At 67.3% G+C, this 15,406-nt stretch carries 13 protein-coding genes and 1 tRNA gene; 6 read left to right on the forward strand and 8 right to left on the reverse strand.

The features are described from left to right. Positions 1-77 precede the first annotated feature (77 nt). The 4 genes from EF834_RS02055 to EF834_RS02070 form a co-directional block, all read right to left on the reverse strand. Positions 78-923: a lytic transglycosylase domain-containing protein gene (locus EF834_RS02055; protein ID WP_235870992.1), complete on the reverse strand. Its 846-nt coding sequence runs from the start codon at positions 921-923 to the stop codon at positions 78-80. Further along, a complete protein-coding gene (locus tag EF834_RS02060) occupies positions 911-1,597 on the reverse strand; it encodes a MazG family protein (protein WP_127945275.1) in 687 nt (228 codons plus the stop codon). The genes EF834_RS02055 and EF834_RS02060 overlap by 13 nt, the downstream gene beginning before the upstream one ends. Before the next feature lie 5 nt (positions 1,598-1,602). Beyond that, a complete protein-coding gene (gene mfd / locus EF834_RS02065; RefSeq protein WP_127945278.1) occupies positions 1,603-5,256 on the reverse strand; it encodes a transcription-repair coupling factor in 3,654 nt (1,217 codons plus the stop codon). A 238-nt stretch (positions 5,257-5,494) separates the two neighbouring features. After that, the gene (locus tag EF834_RS02070) at positions 5,495-6,085 is read right to left on the reverse strand and encodes a TetR/AcrR family transcriptional regulator (RefSeq protein ID WP_127945281.1); all 591 of its coding nucleotides are present in this window, start codon (positions 6,083-6,085) and stop codon (positions 5,495-5,497) included. 173 nt (positions 6,086-6,258) lie between these two features. Between EF834_RS02070 and EF834_RS02075 the strand changes: the two genes are divergently transcribed. The 6 genes from EF834_RS02075 to EF834_RS02100 all read left to right on the forward strand — a co-directional run bounded on the left by EF834_RS02075 (position 6,259) and on the right by EF834_RS02100 (position 11,041). Beyond that, positions 6,259-6,329, forward strand: a tRNA-Gln gene (locus tag EF834_RS02075). 206 nt (positions 6,330-6,535) lie between these two features. Further along, positions 6,536-8,014 (forward strand): bifunctional UDP-N-acetylglucosamine diphosphorylase/glucosamine-1-phosphate N-acetyltransferase GlmU, encoded by a 1,479-nt coding sequence (gene glmU / locus EF834_RS02080; protein ID WP_127945284.1) that lies wholly within the window; start codon positions 6,536-6,538, stop codon positions 8,012-8,014. After that, positions 8,011-8,991, forward strand: a complete 981-nt coding sequence (locus EF834_RS02085; protein WP_127945287.1) for a ribose-phosphate diphosphokinase — start codon at positions 8,011-8,013, stop codon at positions 8,989-8,991. Before glmU ends, EF834_RS02085 begins: the two co-directional genes overlap by 4 nt. Before the next feature lie 65 nt (positions 8,992-9,056). Next, positions 9,057-9,692 carry a DUF2461 domain-containing protein gene (locus tag EF834_RS02090; protein ID WP_127945290.1) on the forward strand — a complete coding sequence of 212 codons (636 nt, stop codon included), beginning with the start codon at positions 9,057-9,059 and terminating at the stop codon, positions 9,690-9,692. A 142-nt stretch (positions 9,693-9,834) separates the two neighbouring features. Further along, positions 9,835-10,551: a hypothetical protein gene (locus tag EF834_RS02095; protein ID WP_127945293.1), complete on the forward strand. Its 717-nt coding sequence runs from the start codon at positions 9,835-9,837 to the stop codon at positions 10,549-10,551. A 1-nt stretch (position 10,552) separates the two neighbouring features. Further along, on the forward strand, positions 10,553-11,041 hold the full coding sequence (locus EF834_RS02100; RefSeq protein ID WP_127945296.1) for a GNAT family N-acetyltransferase: 489 nt from the start codon (positions 10,553-10,555) through the stop codon (positions 11,039-11,041). Between the two features lie 18 nt (positions 11,042-11,059). On the opposite strand, the gene egtD is transcribed toward EF834_RS02100, so the two are convergent. Genes egtD through egtA form a run of 4 tightly spaced genes read right to left on the reverse strand, consistent with a single transcriptional unit; the run spans position 11,060 to position 15,328 of the window. After that, complete coding sequence (gene egtD / locus EF834_RS02105) at positions 11,060-12,031, reverse strand: L-histidine N(alpha)-methyltransferase (protein WP_127945298.1); 972 nt, start codon at positions 12,029-12,031, stop codon at positions 11,060-11,062. A gap of 38 nt (positions 12,032-12,069) precedes the next feature. Beyond that, a complete protein-coding gene (egtC, locus tag EF834_RS02110; RefSeq protein WP_127945302.1) occupies positions 12,070-12,798 on the reverse strand; it encodes an ergothioneine biosynthesis protein EgtC in 729 nt (242 codons plus the stop codon). Then, on the reverse strand, positions 12,798-14,090 hold the full coding sequence (gene egtB / locus EF834_RS02115) for an ergothioneine biosynthesis protein EgtB (RefSeq protein WP_127945305.1): 1,293 nt from the start codon (positions 14,088-14,090) through the stop codon (positions 12,798-12,800). Before egtB ends, egtC begins: the two co-directional genes overlap by 1 nt. Continuing rightward, positions 14,087-15,328, reverse strand: a complete 1,242-nt coding sequence (gene egtA, locus EF834_RS02120) for an ergothioneine biosynthesis glutamate--cysteine ligase EgtA (protein WP_127945308.1) — start codon at positions 15,326-15,328, stop codon at positions 14,087-14,089. Before egtA ends, egtB begins: the two co-directional genes overlap by 4 nt. Between the last annotated feature and the right edge of the window lie 78 nt (positions 15,329-15,406).

Here is a 15,406-nt window from a genome sequence, read left to right on the forward strand (position 1 = left end):
CCGCCGGAAGCATAGTGCCAGGTCCGAGGGTAACCGGAGTAATCGACTCCTGCCCCGAGGCACGCCCGCCACGCAGGTCACCTTCGCACGCCGACCGAGTACGACGCCGCGCGCTCGCGCACGTCGAGAAGGTACTCGCCGGACGGGTTGTAGGCCATGAGGGCCGCGGTCCACCCGTCCGCGGTGGTCAGGTCGCCGCCACGGGCGCACAGGTACCGCGCTGCGGTGAGAGCCGCGTCGTCGATGTTGTCCGGGTCGACGATGCCGTCTCCGTTCGCGTCGACACCCCAGCGTGTCCACGTCTCGGGAATGAACTGGAGGGGGCCCATCGCGCGGTCGTGGGTGGCGTCGCCGTCCATCGCGCCGTCGTCGGTGTCCGGGATCTCCGCGACTCCCGGTGATCCGTCGAGGGGGATTCCCCGGATGGGCGGATCGACCTGGCCGTCGCTCCCGACGCTTGCGCCACGGTAGGTGCCGTGTTTGCTCTCGACCGACCCGATGCCGGCGAGCGTCGTCCAACCGAGGCCGCAGTCCGGCTTGGTCGCTGCCATCACCGCAGCCGCGTAGCCGTAGGCCTCGAGGGCGGTCGGCGAGATCGCCAGGTTCTCCGACAGCGGGGCCGACCAATCGTGCAGCAGGTTCGCGGTCCTTCCGGGCGCATTGACGTCGATCGGCGGCAGCGGAGCGCCCGGTCCCGGCGGGATACCGTCAGGTATCTCGATGTGCGGCGAACGCCGACTGAACTCGTCGAGCCTCGAGGCAAGTGAGAGGACAACGACCCCGACGAACACCGACGACATCAGCACCAGGAGGTTCCGGACCCGGCGCCGCGGCCGGGGTGGCATCCGATGCGGCGGCAGCCCCGCACCGTACGCCCTCGGGACCGGGTACGTGGAGGCGGCTCGTCTCGTCACGGCGTCCAGTAGGTCTGCCACGCCGCGGCGTCGAGCCCACCCCACGGGACTCCGTCAGCGTGCGCTGCGGACTCGGTGGCCCGGATGTGTGCGACGAATCGCAATGTCGCCTTGCGCAGTTCGTCCTCCGCGCTGGTCGGTTCGCCCAGCCGCACCACCCGTAGCTCGTCGGGGACAAGATTGTCCGGCAGCCCGGCCTTGCGGGCCCGCGACATCACCTTCTCGGCCAGTGCCAGCGCGGGCTGCTCGAGTGCGATGCCGTCGACGCAGGATTCGCGCGCCTTCTCGGCGGCCTTGCGGACCTCCCATGCCCTCTCCTGCTCGGCGATGTCCACCGGTCCTGTGATGTCGTCGGCCAGGTGTGGGCTGCGGTGGGCCAACTTCGCGATGAGCGTGGCAGCCACGTCGTCGACCGTGAACTCCCCCGCCGCCTCCGCAATACGGGAATGAAAGAGCACTTGCAGCAACAGATCTCCGAGCTCCTCGCGAATCAACTCCGGATTCCCATCCTGGATCGCGTCGAGTAGCTCGTACGTCTCCTCGAGCAGGTAGGACCGTAGCGAGTCGTGGGTCTGTGTCACTTCCCAGCCACCGAAGCTCCACAGACGGTCCATCACCTCGACGGCCTCGACCAACGCGTCACCCAAGCGCCAGCCCTCAGGGCGCTCGTCTCCTGCGCTCATCCGCGTCAAACCCCGGCCCGCATGCCGGTCGCGGTCACATCCACCGCTCCCGCGGCCTTGCCGTCGAGCGCGAGCAGCAGATCCGCGACGTACTGCAGCAACTCGACGTCACGCATCCGGCCGGCCCCGATGCCACCGGAGCCCGCGCGCGGCACCGGAAGCTGGATCATTCCTGTCGTCGCACGATACTGGGCGCTGGGATAGATCCGCTTGAGCCGCAACTGTTTCGAGTCCGGCAAGGCCATCGGAGAGATCTTCAGCTGGGTACCCGTCACGGCGACCTCCTCGACCCCGTATTCACGGCAGAGCAGGCGGAGTTTGGCGACGGACACCAGCCGGCCCACCTCCTGAGGCAGTGGGCCGTACCGGTCGACCAACTCGTCGACCACGCTCACGACCGCGTCCGAATCGGTCGCGGCGGCCAGCTTACGGTACGCCTCGAGGCGCAGCCGATCACTCGCCACGTAGTCCGGCGGAATGTGCGCGTCCACCGGAAGATCGATGCGCACTTCCTTGGGCGCCTCCTCGGAGGTGATCGGACGACCGTCCGCGACGGCCCGGTACGCCTCGACGGCCTCCCCCACCAGACGCACGTACAGATCGAAGCCGACACCCGCGATGTGGCCGGACTGCTCCGCGCCGAGGACGTTGCCGGCGCCGCGAATCTCGAGGTCCTTCATCGCGACCGCCATTCCCGCACCCAGATCGGAGTTCTGCGAGATGGTCGCGAGCCGGTCGTAGGCGGTCTCGGTGAGCGGCGTCTCCGGCGGGTAGAGGAAGTAGGCGTAGCCGCGATCTCGGCTGCGTCCGACACGGCCTCGCAACTGGTGCAACTGGGACAACCCCAGAGAGTCGGCCCGCTCCACGATGAGGGTGTTGGCGTTCGAGATGTCGAGGCCGGTCTCGACGATCGTCGTGCACACGAGCACGTCGAACTCGCGCTCCCAGAATCCCTGCACGGTCTTCTCGAGCGTGTCCTCGTTCATCTGTCCGTGCGCAACCACCACCCGAGCCTCGGGCACCAGATCGCGAATCCGCTTTGCCGCCTTGTCGATCGAGCTGACCCGATTGTGTACGTAGAAGACCTGGCCGTCCCGTAGCAGTTCTCGCCGGATCGCGGCCGCCACTTGCTTGTCGGAGTATCCGCCGACGTAGGTGAGGATCGGATGCCGCTCCTCCGGCGGGGTCAGGATGGTCGACATCTCCCGGATGCCGGCCATGCTCATCTCCAGGGTGCGCGGGATCGGCGTCGCCGACATCGTGAGCATGTCGACGTGGGTGCGCAGCGCCTTGATGTGTTCCTTGTGCTCGACACCGAAACGCTGTTCCTCGTCGACGATCACCAGCCCGAGGTCCTTCCAACCGACACCGGTCTGCAGCAGGCGGTGGGTGCCGATGACGATGTCGACTTCACCCTCAGCCATCTGGGCGATGATCTCCTTGGACTCCGCCGCGTGGGTGAAGCGGGACAGGCCGCGCACCTTCACCGGGAACGACGCCATGCGCTCGGTGAACGTCTGCAGATGCTGCTGCGCAAGCAAGGTGGTCGGGACCAGCATCGCGACCTGTTTTCCGTCCTGGACGGCCTTGAACGCCGCGCGGACCGCAACCTCGGTCTTGCCGTAGCCGACGTCGCCGATGACGACGCGGTCCATCGGCACCGGCTTCTCCATGTCCGACTTGACCTCGTCGATCACGGTCAATTGGTCGTGTGTCTCGGTGAACGCAAACGCGTCCTCCATCTCCTTCTGCCACGGCGTGTCGGATCCGAACGCGTGACCCGGCGCCGCTTGTCGGGCGGCATAGAGCTGCACGAGCTCCCCGGCGATCTCCCGAACAGCCTTGCGTGCCTTCCGTTTAGTGTTCTGCCAGTCCGACCCTCCGAGCTTGGACAGGGCCGGCATCTCGCCGCCGACGTAGCGGGACAGCTGATCCAGCGACTCCATCGGCACGAACAGTCGGTCACCTGGCTGGCCGCGCTTGCTCGCCGAGTACTCGATCACCAGGTACTCGCGTCGAGCTCCGCCGACGGTCCGCTCGACCATCTCGACGAACCGGCCGATGCCGTGCTGATCGTGCACCACCATGTCGCCCGCGGTGAGCGCGAGCGGATCGACCTGATTGCGGCGCTTGGCCGGGAGTCGTTTCCCATCGCCCGCCCCGGCGACACGGTTGCCGGTGAGATCGGTTTCGGTGACCACCACCAGTCCCGGCTCCGAGTCGGAACCGGCCAGGACGAAGCCGTCCTGCAGGGCGCCGCGCATCACACCCACCTGGCCACGCGGCGGCTGCGCACCCGGTTCGAGCTGCGCCGCGGGCACATCGGCCTCGTGTATTCGCTCGATCACCCGCTGCGCGGTTCCCGCACCTGCGACGACGACGACCGCGCGACCGCCGGTGGTCACATGGGCTCGCAGGGTCACGAACAGTTCGGCAAGTAGTTCGTCCGAGCCTCGGACCTGCGGTGCCGCAGTGACGGCCAGTTCCATCTGGTCGCCACTGCCGGATGCGAGCGGTGTCATCGTCCACCACGGCTGCCCCTGCGCCTGGGCCGACTCGTGAACCTGGCGCAGGGACCGGTATGCCGAGGCCCCGAGATCGATTCCGGCGCCGAGCGTGGATGTGTCCACGGGCGCGGCTGCGCCCATCGACGCGGCAGTCCACGACGCCTCGAGGAACTCCAGCCCGGTTCGGACGAGATCGGTCGCGCGGGTCCGGATCTTCTCGGGATCGCACAGCAAGACGTGCGTCGACGATGGAAGGACGTCGGTGAGGAGCTGCAGTTCTCCGGGGCGGACCACCGGCAGGAGCGCCTCCATGCCCTCGACGGGGATGCCGGCGGACATCTTGTCGAGCATCTCCACCAGGGAGGCGTCCGCCGGGTTGTCGGCCGCCAGCTGGGCCGCCCGGTCCCGCACGTCGCCGGTGAGCAGCAACTCCCGGCACGGGGGTGCGATGACGGTACCCACCTCGATCTCGGGCAACGATCGCTGATCGGCGACCGAGAAGGCACGCAGCTCGCTGACCTCGTCACCCCAGAACTCCACACGAACCGGGTGATCGGCGGTAGGCGGGAAGAGATCGAGGATGCCGCCCCGAACGGCGAACTCTCCCCGCTTCCCGACCATGTCGACGCGCGTGTAAGCCAGTTCCGCGAGCCGCTGGATCAACCCCTCGAAGTCGAGTTCGCTTCCGACGCTCAGCACCACCGGGTCGATCTCGCCGAGCGCGGGGGCCATCGGCTGGACCAGAGAACGCACCGTCGTCACGATCACCTGCAACGGCGGGCCGTACAGCCGGTCGTCGGGGCGTGCCAATCTGCGGAGTACCTCGAGCCGGCGTCCGACGGTGTCGGCGCTCGGAGACAGTCGCTCGTGCGGCAGCGTCTCCCACGACGGGAAATGCGCGACGCCGGCGCCGAGCATCTCTTGCAGCTCGGTAGTCAGATCGTCCGATTCCCGTCCGGTGGCCGTCACCACGAGCAGCTGGGCATGTTCGGCCAACGCCGCAGCGACAAGGGCGCGTGCGGGTTGCGGTGCAACGATGTCGACGTCGGTGCGTCCGACCGCGTCGGCGATCCCGGCGAAGGCGCTGTGCTCCAGCGCCGTCTTCGCCAGTCCTTCGAGGGGGGTATCTGCTGCGGACGGCAGGGAAGTCAAGAACGCACTCCTGAGCGGTGACGACGAACTGCTGGCGAACGGCTCGGGGCGCGGACGAGCAGCGGTAGCGGGCGCGCGCCAGCCTAGTCGATTCTATGCGCATCCCGGCTCGGGGACGTGCGGCCCAAAGCCCTACTGAACAGACAGTTTCGGATGGCTCGGGCGGCAAGCTCGCCCGTCGTCGACGACGGCCGGGGCCCAACCCGTTCTCGGGCCGACCGCATGGTCACCGAACGCCCTATCCGCCGAGTTGCGGATCCGCCTCGAGGTTCGTCAGGCCGTTCCAGCACAGGTTCACGAGATGGGCGGCCACGACCTCCTTCGACGGAGCTCTCTCGTCGAGCCACCATGTCGCCGTGGTGGCGACCATCCCGACGAGCGCCTGCGCATACAGCGGCGCGAGTTCGGGATCGAAACCGCGGCGTTCGAAGTCACCGGCGAGGATGTGTCCCACCTGCCGGACCGCCTCGTTGAGCAGACTCGAGTAAGTGCCCTCGTCGGCGGTGACCGGCGAATCGCGCACCAGGATCCGGAAACCGTCGGTGCGCTCATCGACGTAGGTCAACAGGGCCAGCGCCACTCGTTCGATCCTGATCCGTGACCGGTTCTGCGTCAGTGACGACGTGACCATCTCGAGCAGCTTCGACATCTCTCGGTCGACGACGACGGCGTAGAGCCCCTCCTTGCCGCCGAAGTGCTCGTAGACCACAGGCTTGGAGACCTGCGCGCGGGCGGCGATCTCCTCGATCGAGGTAGCCTCGTAACCGCGTTCGGCGAACAGCGCTCGTCCGATCTCGATCAGCTGTTCACGCCGCTGCGTCCCGGTCATCCGGATGCGAGGAGATCGTTCGGGATTGCTGGACTCCCTTGGTCGCGACACTCGCGGTGACCGTCCCTTCCGACACTCCGCAGCTTCAATTTCCCGAGCAGTTCGACGCGTGGGGCGCCGGCATGCGAGTATCGTTCCCGCGACCCTCGAGCGCCAGCTCGTCGGCGCAGCGTTCCGCCGTAGTGTAATGGCAGCACCTCTGATTTTGGTTCAGATAGTTCAGGTTCGAGTCCTGGCGGCGGAGCTCCCCGGTCCACCGGTTGTGATTCCCACCACGCATACCAAACCTGACGGTCTGAACCCGTTAACTCTCCGTTAACTTGCGAATCAGCGCAGCTGGTCTCGGGCTTATTGTCGTGGCGGGACCACCTCGCGATAATCTTTCACCAGAACGCGCGACGAGTCCGGCCGCCCGAGCAGCCAAGCCTAAATAGACCTCGAGGGAGCTTCATGCCACTGCAGACCGCCGTCATCGTCCTCGCAGCCGGTGCCGGGACGCGAATGCGGTCGAAGACCCCCAAGGTTCTGCACACTCTGGCCGGCCGATCGATGCTCGCCCACTCGCTGTATGCCGCAGTCGCGATCGAGCCCACCGAACTCGTGACGGTCATCGGTCACGACCGGGACTCCGTCGGCGCGGCGGTCGACGAGGTCGCTAAGGATCTCGAGTATGCGATCTCCTCCGCCGTCCAGCACGAGCAGAACGGCACGGGGCACGCCGTCGGCTGCGGGTTGAGCTCACTGCCCGACGATTTCGACGGCACGGTTCTGGTGACCTCGGCCGACGTTCCACTGCTCGACGCGGATACCCTGCGCGCACTGATCGACACCCACACCGCAGCACCGGCCGCCGCGGTGACCGTTCTCACCACCACTGCGTCCGACCCCACGGGGTACGGGCGGGTCTTGCGTACCACCGACGGCGAGGTCGCCGCGATCGTCGAGCAGGCCGACGCCACCGACTCGCAGGTCGCGATCACCGAGGTCAACTCCGGTGTGTACGCCTTCGACGCCGCCACGCTCCGCGCTGCGTTGTCGTCCCTCAGCGCCGACAACGCGCAGGGCGAGCTGTACCTCACCGACGTCATCGCGATCGCCCGGCAGGCCGGGAAAACCGTTCGGGCACAGCACATCGCCGACGAACTCTCGGTTGCGGGCGCGAACGACCGGGTCCAGCTGTCCGTGCTGGCGGGCGAACTGAATCGTCGGATCCTCGAACGGCACATGCGCGCCGGCGTCACCGTCGACGACCCGTCGAGCACGTGGATCGACGTCGATGTCAGGATCGACCGCGACGTCACATTACGTCCAGGCGTGCAGTTGCGTGGCGCCACGAGCATCGGCGAGGACGCCGTGATCGGTCCCGACACGACGCTCACCGATGTCACCGTCGGCGAGGGTGCCTCGGTGATCCGTACTCACGGCGAGGGCGCCGTCGTTGGACCCGCGGCGACCGTCGGGCCCTACACATACCTGCGGCCGGGCACCGTCTTGGGCGCGTCCGGCAAGCTCGGTGCCTTCGTCGAGACCAAGAACACCGACATCGGCGCGCATTCGAAGGTCCCGCACCTCACCTACGTCGGTGACGCGACCATCGGTGAGCACAGCAACATCGGAGCATCCAGCGTTTTCGTCAATTATGACGGTGTGAACAAGAGTCGCACCGTCGTCGGTTCGCATGTGCGGACCGGATCCGACACCATGTTCGTCGCCCCGGTCCATGTCGGTGACGGCGCCTATACGGGCGCAGGCACCGTCCTGCGCACCGACGTGCCACCGGGGGCGCTCGCAGTCTCGAGCGGCAAGCAGAGCAACATCGAGGGTTGGGTCCAGCGCAACAGGCCCGGCACTCCTGCTGCCGAGGCTGCGCAGCGAGCACTTCAGCAAGAAACCGACCGGCGAGAACCGAAGGATGGCGAAGACCAGTGAGCGCGATATCCAGCGACGTGCAGAAGAACTTGATGCTCTTCTCCGGCCGCGCACACCCCGAACTGGCCGAGCAGGTGGCCAAGGAACTGGACATCCAGGTCACGCCGCAATCGGCTCGTGACTTCGCCAACGGCGAGATCTTCGTCCGGTTCGAAGAATCGGTGCGAGGTTCGGACGCGTTCGTGCTGCAGAGCCACCCGGCGCCCCTGAATCAATGGGTGATGGAGCAGCTGATCATGATCGACGCGCTCAAGCGTGGATCCGCCAAGCGCATCACCGCGATCCTGCCGTTCTACCCGTACGCCCGCCAGGACAAGAAGCACCGCGGTCGCGAGCCGATCTCGGCTCGTCTCATCGCCGACCTCCTGAAGACCGCCGGCGCCGACCGCATCATCACCGTCGACCTGCACACCGATCAGATCCAGGGCTTCTTCGACGGCCCGGTCGACCACATGCACGCCCTGGGCCAGCTGGCACAGTACGTCCGCGAGAACTACGGCACCGAGAACATCTGTGTCGTCTCCCCCGACGCGGGCCGCGTGAAGGTCGCCGAGAAGTGGGCCGACGCCCTCGACGGCGCACCGCTGGCGTTCGTGCACAAGACTCGTGATCCGCTGGTTCCGAACCAGGTCAAGTCGAACCGCGTCGTCGGTGACGTCAGCGGTCGCACCTGCGTGCTCATCGACGACATGATCGACACCGGCGGCACCATCGCGGGTGCCGTCGAGATTCTCAAGAACGCCGGCGCCGGCGACGTCGTCATCGCCACCACGCACGGCGTGTTCTCTCACCCGGCCTCCGAGCGCCTCGCGAACTGCGGCGCCAAGGAGGTCATCACGACCAACACGCTGCCGATCCCCGAGGAGAAGCGGTTCCCGACGCTGACGGTGCTGTCCATCGCGCCGCTCCTGGCTCGCACCATCCAGGAAGTCTTCGAGAACGGCTCGGTGACGTCCCTCTTCAACGGGATCGCCTAGATCGTTACTGCGCCCGTGCCCCGTTCACCCTCGGGCGAACGGGGCACGGGCGTAGTGTTTGCGACGTGTTCTCCGGGTTCCCGACCGCCGCACTCGACTTCTACGAGGATCTCGAGGCCGACAACAGCAAGGCCTTCTGGACCTCCCACAAGTCGATCTACGACTCCGACGTGCGCGCACCGATGGTCGAGTTGCTCGCCGAACTCGAACCGGAGTTCGGGCCCGGCAAAGTCTTTCGTCCCTATCGGGACGTACGGTTCTCAAAGGACAAGTCGCCCTACAAGACCCACCAGGGAGGGTTTGTCGAGACGTGCCCAGGTGTCGGGTTCTACGTCCAGGTCGACGCCTCCGGGATGTTCGTGGCCGGGGGCTACTACGCTCACACCCCGGAGCAACTCGCGCGCTATCGGGAGGCCGTCGACGACGAGCGCCGCGGTCGCGCTCTGCAGCGGATCGTCCGCAAGCTCGAATCGGCGGACTACGACATCGGTGGCGACCGTCTCGCCACGCGCCCGCGAGGTGTGGCACCGGACCATCCGCGCATCGAGCTGCTCCGGCATCGCTCGTTGACGGCGGGATCGAATCTGGGTTGCCCCGACTGGCTCGCCACCGCCGACGCGGCCGCCCACGTGCGGCTCGCCTGGCGCGATATGCGCCCCCTCATCGACTGGTTGACCGACGTCTTCGGCGATCGCGAGTGAGAACAGCGCCGAGCGCAGAACTCATGCGGCACAAGACTTTGCCGCTACTGGCCGGTAGCCGTCATGAATTTGATCACCCCCGACGAGGAAATCGGGACCTCGATGTGGCCAGGCATGAACCGGTGCCCTATTGTGGCTCGTCGTGATCGACGCTCAGCCCCGGGACGCAAGCTCTGAAATCTCGAACACCCAATCAGTTCGCCGGTGGACTCCCGGGTCTTGTGTGTGGTGCGGAAGCGACGAATCGATCGACTTGTTCCGCAACGAGCCGCGCTGTAGCACGTGCCGCGAGCAGGAGAGCGTCATCGACGCGGCGCGCAAGTTCATGGGTATGTACGGTCTCCGCCCGATCGGTGGCACGTTGCAGTCCGACGACGAGGAGGAGCGCGAGTGGCGTGTTGCGGCCCGTGACGCGCGCTCAGCCCTCAATCAGATCCGCCTCGCCGAGCCCCCGGACCCGGCGATCGTCCGCAAGTCGCTGCGTCCCAAAGCCGCTCACATCGTGTCCGCGATCGAGACCGAGTCGGCTCCGGCAAGCAAAGCCCCGGCCGGCAAGGCCCCGGTCAACAAAGCCCCGGCGACGCGTCCCCGCACGAAGCCGACCAAACCTGCTCCCGCGCCGACCGCCGCCGTCGCACCCGCGAACCTGCCGGACCTCGCAGCCCTCGAGGAGCGTGTGACCGGCCTGCTCGACCAGCTCACCAAGGTCGACGCGCAGATCGAGCTCGCCGAGGCCGCGCAGGGTCTTGCCGCGCGCGCACGCCTCGACGACCTGGGCCGCCAGAAGGCCTCGATCCTCCGCACTCTCGCCGCCCTCGAGAAGGCGCGCCGGAGCTCGGGTACGCAGGGCGCGAGTTGAGATGTTCGTCCGTGACGCCCTGATCAGCGATCTGCCCGAGATCCTCGAGATCCACAACGAAGCGGTCGCCAACTCGACAGCGATCTGGGACGAAACCCCCACCGACATCGACGAACGGCGACAGTGGTTCCACGACCGCCACGCGAACGGGTTCCCGATCCTGGTCGCCGACATCGACGGCCACGTCGCAGGGTACGCAACGTACGGGGTGTGGCGCGCGAAGAGCGGTTACCGCTACACCGTCGAGAACTCGGTGTACGTGCACGTCGACTACCACCGCCGGGGTGTCGCGACGGCCCTGATGACCGCGTTGATCGAGCGGGCCCGTGCCGGTCACCTACACGTGATCGTCGCGAGCATCGAGTCGTCGAACACCACTTCGATCGCGCTGCACGAGCGTTTCGGCTTCCGGGTCGTCGCGCAGATGCCCGAGGTCGGTCAAAAGTTCGGCCGCTGGATGGACATGACGTTCATGCAGCTGATTCTCTGACCAGCCTCGGCGAGCGGATCAGGCTCGGCGAGCGCACACGAGCGCGAACCGATCGTCCGCGTCGGTCCAGGTCTGGGCGTCGGCGAATCCTGCGGCCGCGAGCTCGGCGCGGATGCCGTCTTCACGGAACTTCGCGGAGATCTCCGTGCGAAGCTGCTCCCCGTGCTCGAACGACACCTCGAGCCCGAGATCCGTTACCTGCACTGCCATCTCGGTCGTCGCCTCGAGCCGCATCTCGATCCATTCATTGACCGGATCCCAGAGTGCGACGTGCCGGAACCTTTCCAGGTCGAAGTCGGCGCCCAATTGTTTGTTCAGCACCGACAGCACGTTGAGGTTGAACTGAGCGGTGACGCCGGCCGCATCGTCGTATGCCGGCACCAGCACCGCCGGGTCGGTCACGAGCGCGACACCTAGCAGCAGGTAGTCGCCGGGCTCGAGGACGCCCGCGATGCCGGCGAGGAACTCGCGCCGCTCGTCCGGGACCAGGTTGCCGAGCGTGCCGCCCAGCAAGGCGATCATCCGCCGGCCTCCGGCCGGTAGATGGTGCAGTGATTCGGTGAAGTCTCCGACGACACCGTGCACGCCGATCTGCGGGAATTCCGCAGCGATGCGTCGAGCGGCGTCCCGCAGCGCACTCTCGGAGACGTCCTGGGGGACGTACCGTTCGAGCGTGCCTCGCGCCCCCATTTCCCGGAGCAACAGAGCTGTTTTCTCGGAGGAGCCCGAACCGAGTTCGACGAGGATCTGCGGTGAGGCGATTCCCGCGATCTCGCCGGCGTAGGCCTCGAGCAGTGCCCGCTCGGTGCGAGTCGGGTAGTACTCCGGAAGCCGCATGATCCGTTCGAACAGTTCACTTCCACGCGCGTCGTAGAACCACTTCGGCGGCAGCGATTTGGGTGACGACGTCAGCCCCCGCGCCGCATCGGCCCGTAGCGCCGCGGTCAGTTGCTCGGGTGCGATGTGGACCTCCAGGGTCGGTGCGCTCATTCCTCTCCCATCCGAAGAACTCGTTTCTCGGGTAACCCTCACAGGGGGGTCGAGATCAGGTGGCCCGGCCGCGCGGTGACGAGGTGCCCGTCCGGGATCTCTTTCCATTCGTGGTTGCGGTCGTAGGGCTCCGAACTGATGACCGCGCGATCGTCGTCGACAAGTGTCGACAACGCGTGCTCCCATGTCGTGGCCCACAACTGCCGCCCGTCACCGAGGAGCATGTTCAACTTCGATCCGGGCGCTGCCTCCGTCACGAGGGTCGAGACCTGCATCAGCGCTAGCTCCGGGCTGTTGTCCCGCAGCGCGTTCCGCACGAGCATCCACAGCAGCGCCGCATCGGTGGGCGCCTCGAGACCCAGCAGGTCCACCATGGGCAGCCGCCCGGCCGGCTCGACCATCGATTCGGGCCATCCCGCGATCCGGCCGTTGAGGCTGAACGCCCAGTGTTTCGAGACGAACGGCGCGCACGCGCTGCGTTCGACCGGCATCCCCACCGTCGCCGAGCGGACTGCTGCGAGCACCGCGTGCGACCGGACCTTCGACAGCATCTCGGGCAGTGCCGGGTCCGACCAGATCGGCATCGCGCTGCGGTACCGCGACAGTGTCGAACCCCACCAGGCCGCGCCGAACCCGTCGGCGTTGATGGAGCCGCCACCTCGCATGTCACGCGGATCCCACGACTGCCGCAGCAGCGAGAACTCCCCCGCCGTGATGACCTCCCGCACCGAGCGAGTCGGTCCGATATAGCCCAGGTGCCGACACATCAGACATCCCTCGCGCAGCGGAAGCCGGCGAAGATCTGTCGCCGGATCGGGTGGTCCCAGTTCCGGAACGTGCCCCGGCACGCCACCTGGTCGGTGCCGAACGACCCGCCGCGAAGAACACGGTAGTCGCCACCGAAGAACACCTCCGAGTACTCCCGGTAGGGGAACGCTTCGAAGCCGGGATAACCGGTGAACGGCGACGAAGTCCACTCCCACACGTCACCGATCAGCTGACGCACCCCCGCCGGCGACGCTCCCTCCGGGTAGGACCCGACCGGTGCGGGACAGAGATGCCGCTGGCCGAGGTTCGCCCGAGTGTGGTCGGGTTCATCGTCGCCCCATGGGAACCGGCGGGACCGACCGCTCGCCGGATGCCAGCGCGCCGCCTTCTCCCACTCCGCCTCGGTGGGCAACCGCTTGCCGGCCCATCGCGCGTACGCCTGCGCCTCGAACCAGCACACGTGCATCACCGGCTCGTCCGGCGGCACGGGTTCGAACACCCCGAACCGGCGCCGCCACCAGTGCTTGCCGCCGTCGGTCGTCCAGAACTGCGGGGATTCGAGCCCGCGCTCGACGCGATGCTGCCAGCCTCGCTCGCTCCACAGCTCCCGACGTCGGTAGCCGCCGTCGTCGATGAAGCACATGTAATCGGCGTTGCTGACCGGGACCGTGTCGATCGCGAAGGCTCCGACGTATACCCGATGCGATGGACGCTCGTTGTCGAGCGCCCACGGATCTTCGGACGTGCCCATCACGAATTGGCCCGCGGGAATGACCACTTCACGCTCGGACACCGGGGCAGCCGCGACGGGGACGGGCGGCGCCGCCAGTACCGCTGGCCCCGCTCGCAGCTGGTGCGTCGCGAGCATCGTCTCGTCGTGTTGTTGTTCGTGCTGGGCGATCATGGCGAACGCGAACCCGTTCGATTCCAGGCGACGACCACGGAACTTGCTCGCATCCAGCACGTCCCACGTCTTCTCCCGAACCTGGCCTACATACCGACGCGCCTCGGAGGGGCCCAGCAGCGGAAGGGCAGGCCGGGAGGAGCGGGAATGCTTGAACGCGTCGTACAACTCGTCGATGTCGCTGCGGACGGGCTCACGTCCACCGACGTCGCGGACGAGCCACAGTTCCTCCTGGTTCCCGATATGTGCGAGATCCCAGACGAGCGGACTCATCAGCGGCGAGTGCTGCGCCACCAGATCGGCCTCGTCGACGCACTCGGTGAGCGCGTCGCTACGCCGCCGAGCCCGCAACAGCGCCGATTCGAGTGATTCGCGTAGCCCGGTCACGCTGTAGTCCCCCTCGCTTGTTCACCACGGGTCTGTTCACCACGCCGACATCGCCCGGCGGCCGATCCGAGTTCGGCTCCCAGCGCCGGGTCCGCAGCGTGCTCGGCCGCGAGTTCGAGCAGTGCTGCCGCGCCGGCACGCAGTTCGCCGTCGGCGAGGCCGTCTCGTGCGGCATCCTTCCACCGCCCTCGGGTGTCTGCCGCGACGTCGGTCGCGTCCGGCGCGTCGAGCAGGGCCTCCACCGCGGCCACCGGCAGCCGCCACCGGTCCCCCGGTTGTGTGTCGAAGTAGCGCACCTCGAGGTGGCCGACCGCGCGCACGAGAGGGAACACCGTCGTGAGGTGATAGTCGAGGTCCGCTCGGGTCGGCCGGCGGCCCAGGTCGTCGTCGAGGGCGCCGTCGATCCAATCCGCGAACGTCGCGTCGGGCGGAGCCGTCCAGGACGGCCCGTCCCGGATCACACACAGCAGCGGCACGTCGAGTACCCAGCGCGCGTAGTCGCCGATCGGGTCATCCGTCCATTCCCCGGTGTCAGACGGCCCGCCGGTGCGGGGCGGATCGAGTTCGAGCCAGGTCCGCATCCGCTGAGACACCCACCGCCCCGGTGGAATCCCGTGAAGTCGTGGAGAGCATGCGAACGCCGCGATCAGGGCGGGGCCGATGGTGTGGAGCAGGTTCCACCGGCGAGCAACATCCGCCCGATCCACCCCGGCGTCGACGCTCACCTGGACGGCAGCGGTGTTGCACATCATGAGCTTGCCGAACGGACCGACGCCCTCGAACCTCTCCTCCATGGCCCGATAGCGGGGCAAATGCAGCAGTCGCTCTGCCGACCGACGGGTGTCGGCGGCACGCGCGTGCGTGGTTATCGAGTGTTTCGCGAGAAGGGAGCACAGCGTCCGTTCGTCGGAGGCGAGGGCGTCGCAGAGGGCGACGGCACTATCGCGGGGAACGCTGGAAAGCTCGATCTGACCGCCGGGTTCGACGGTGACGAGGCTGCCCGCAGGTAGAGGGCGGGCGGGGGAATCAGGAACGAGGGATCGCGGGGCGTGAGGCCCGAGAGCTGCGGCGATCGAGGCAAGGTCTGGGCGGGTGAAAGCTTGACTGTCGTTTGCAGTAAGCCATTCGAGTTCGGCACCGATCAGTTTCGGTGGACCAAGTTTGAAGCACACCCCACCGAGGTATGCCTCGGCCGCCGGACGCGAGGTAAGACTGGTGGACTCGACTGCTACAACCATGCCATCCTCCCCTCGAGAGCGGTCGAACGTCCTCCTCGAGGGTAGAGCCCGCTTCCCGTCGTGGCTACCGCTGGAGAG

The organism is Rhodococcus spongiicola (assembly GCF_004011835.1).
GTDB lineage: Bacteria > Actinomycetota > Actinomycetes > Mycobacteriales > Mycobacteriaceae > Prescottella > Prescottella spongiicola.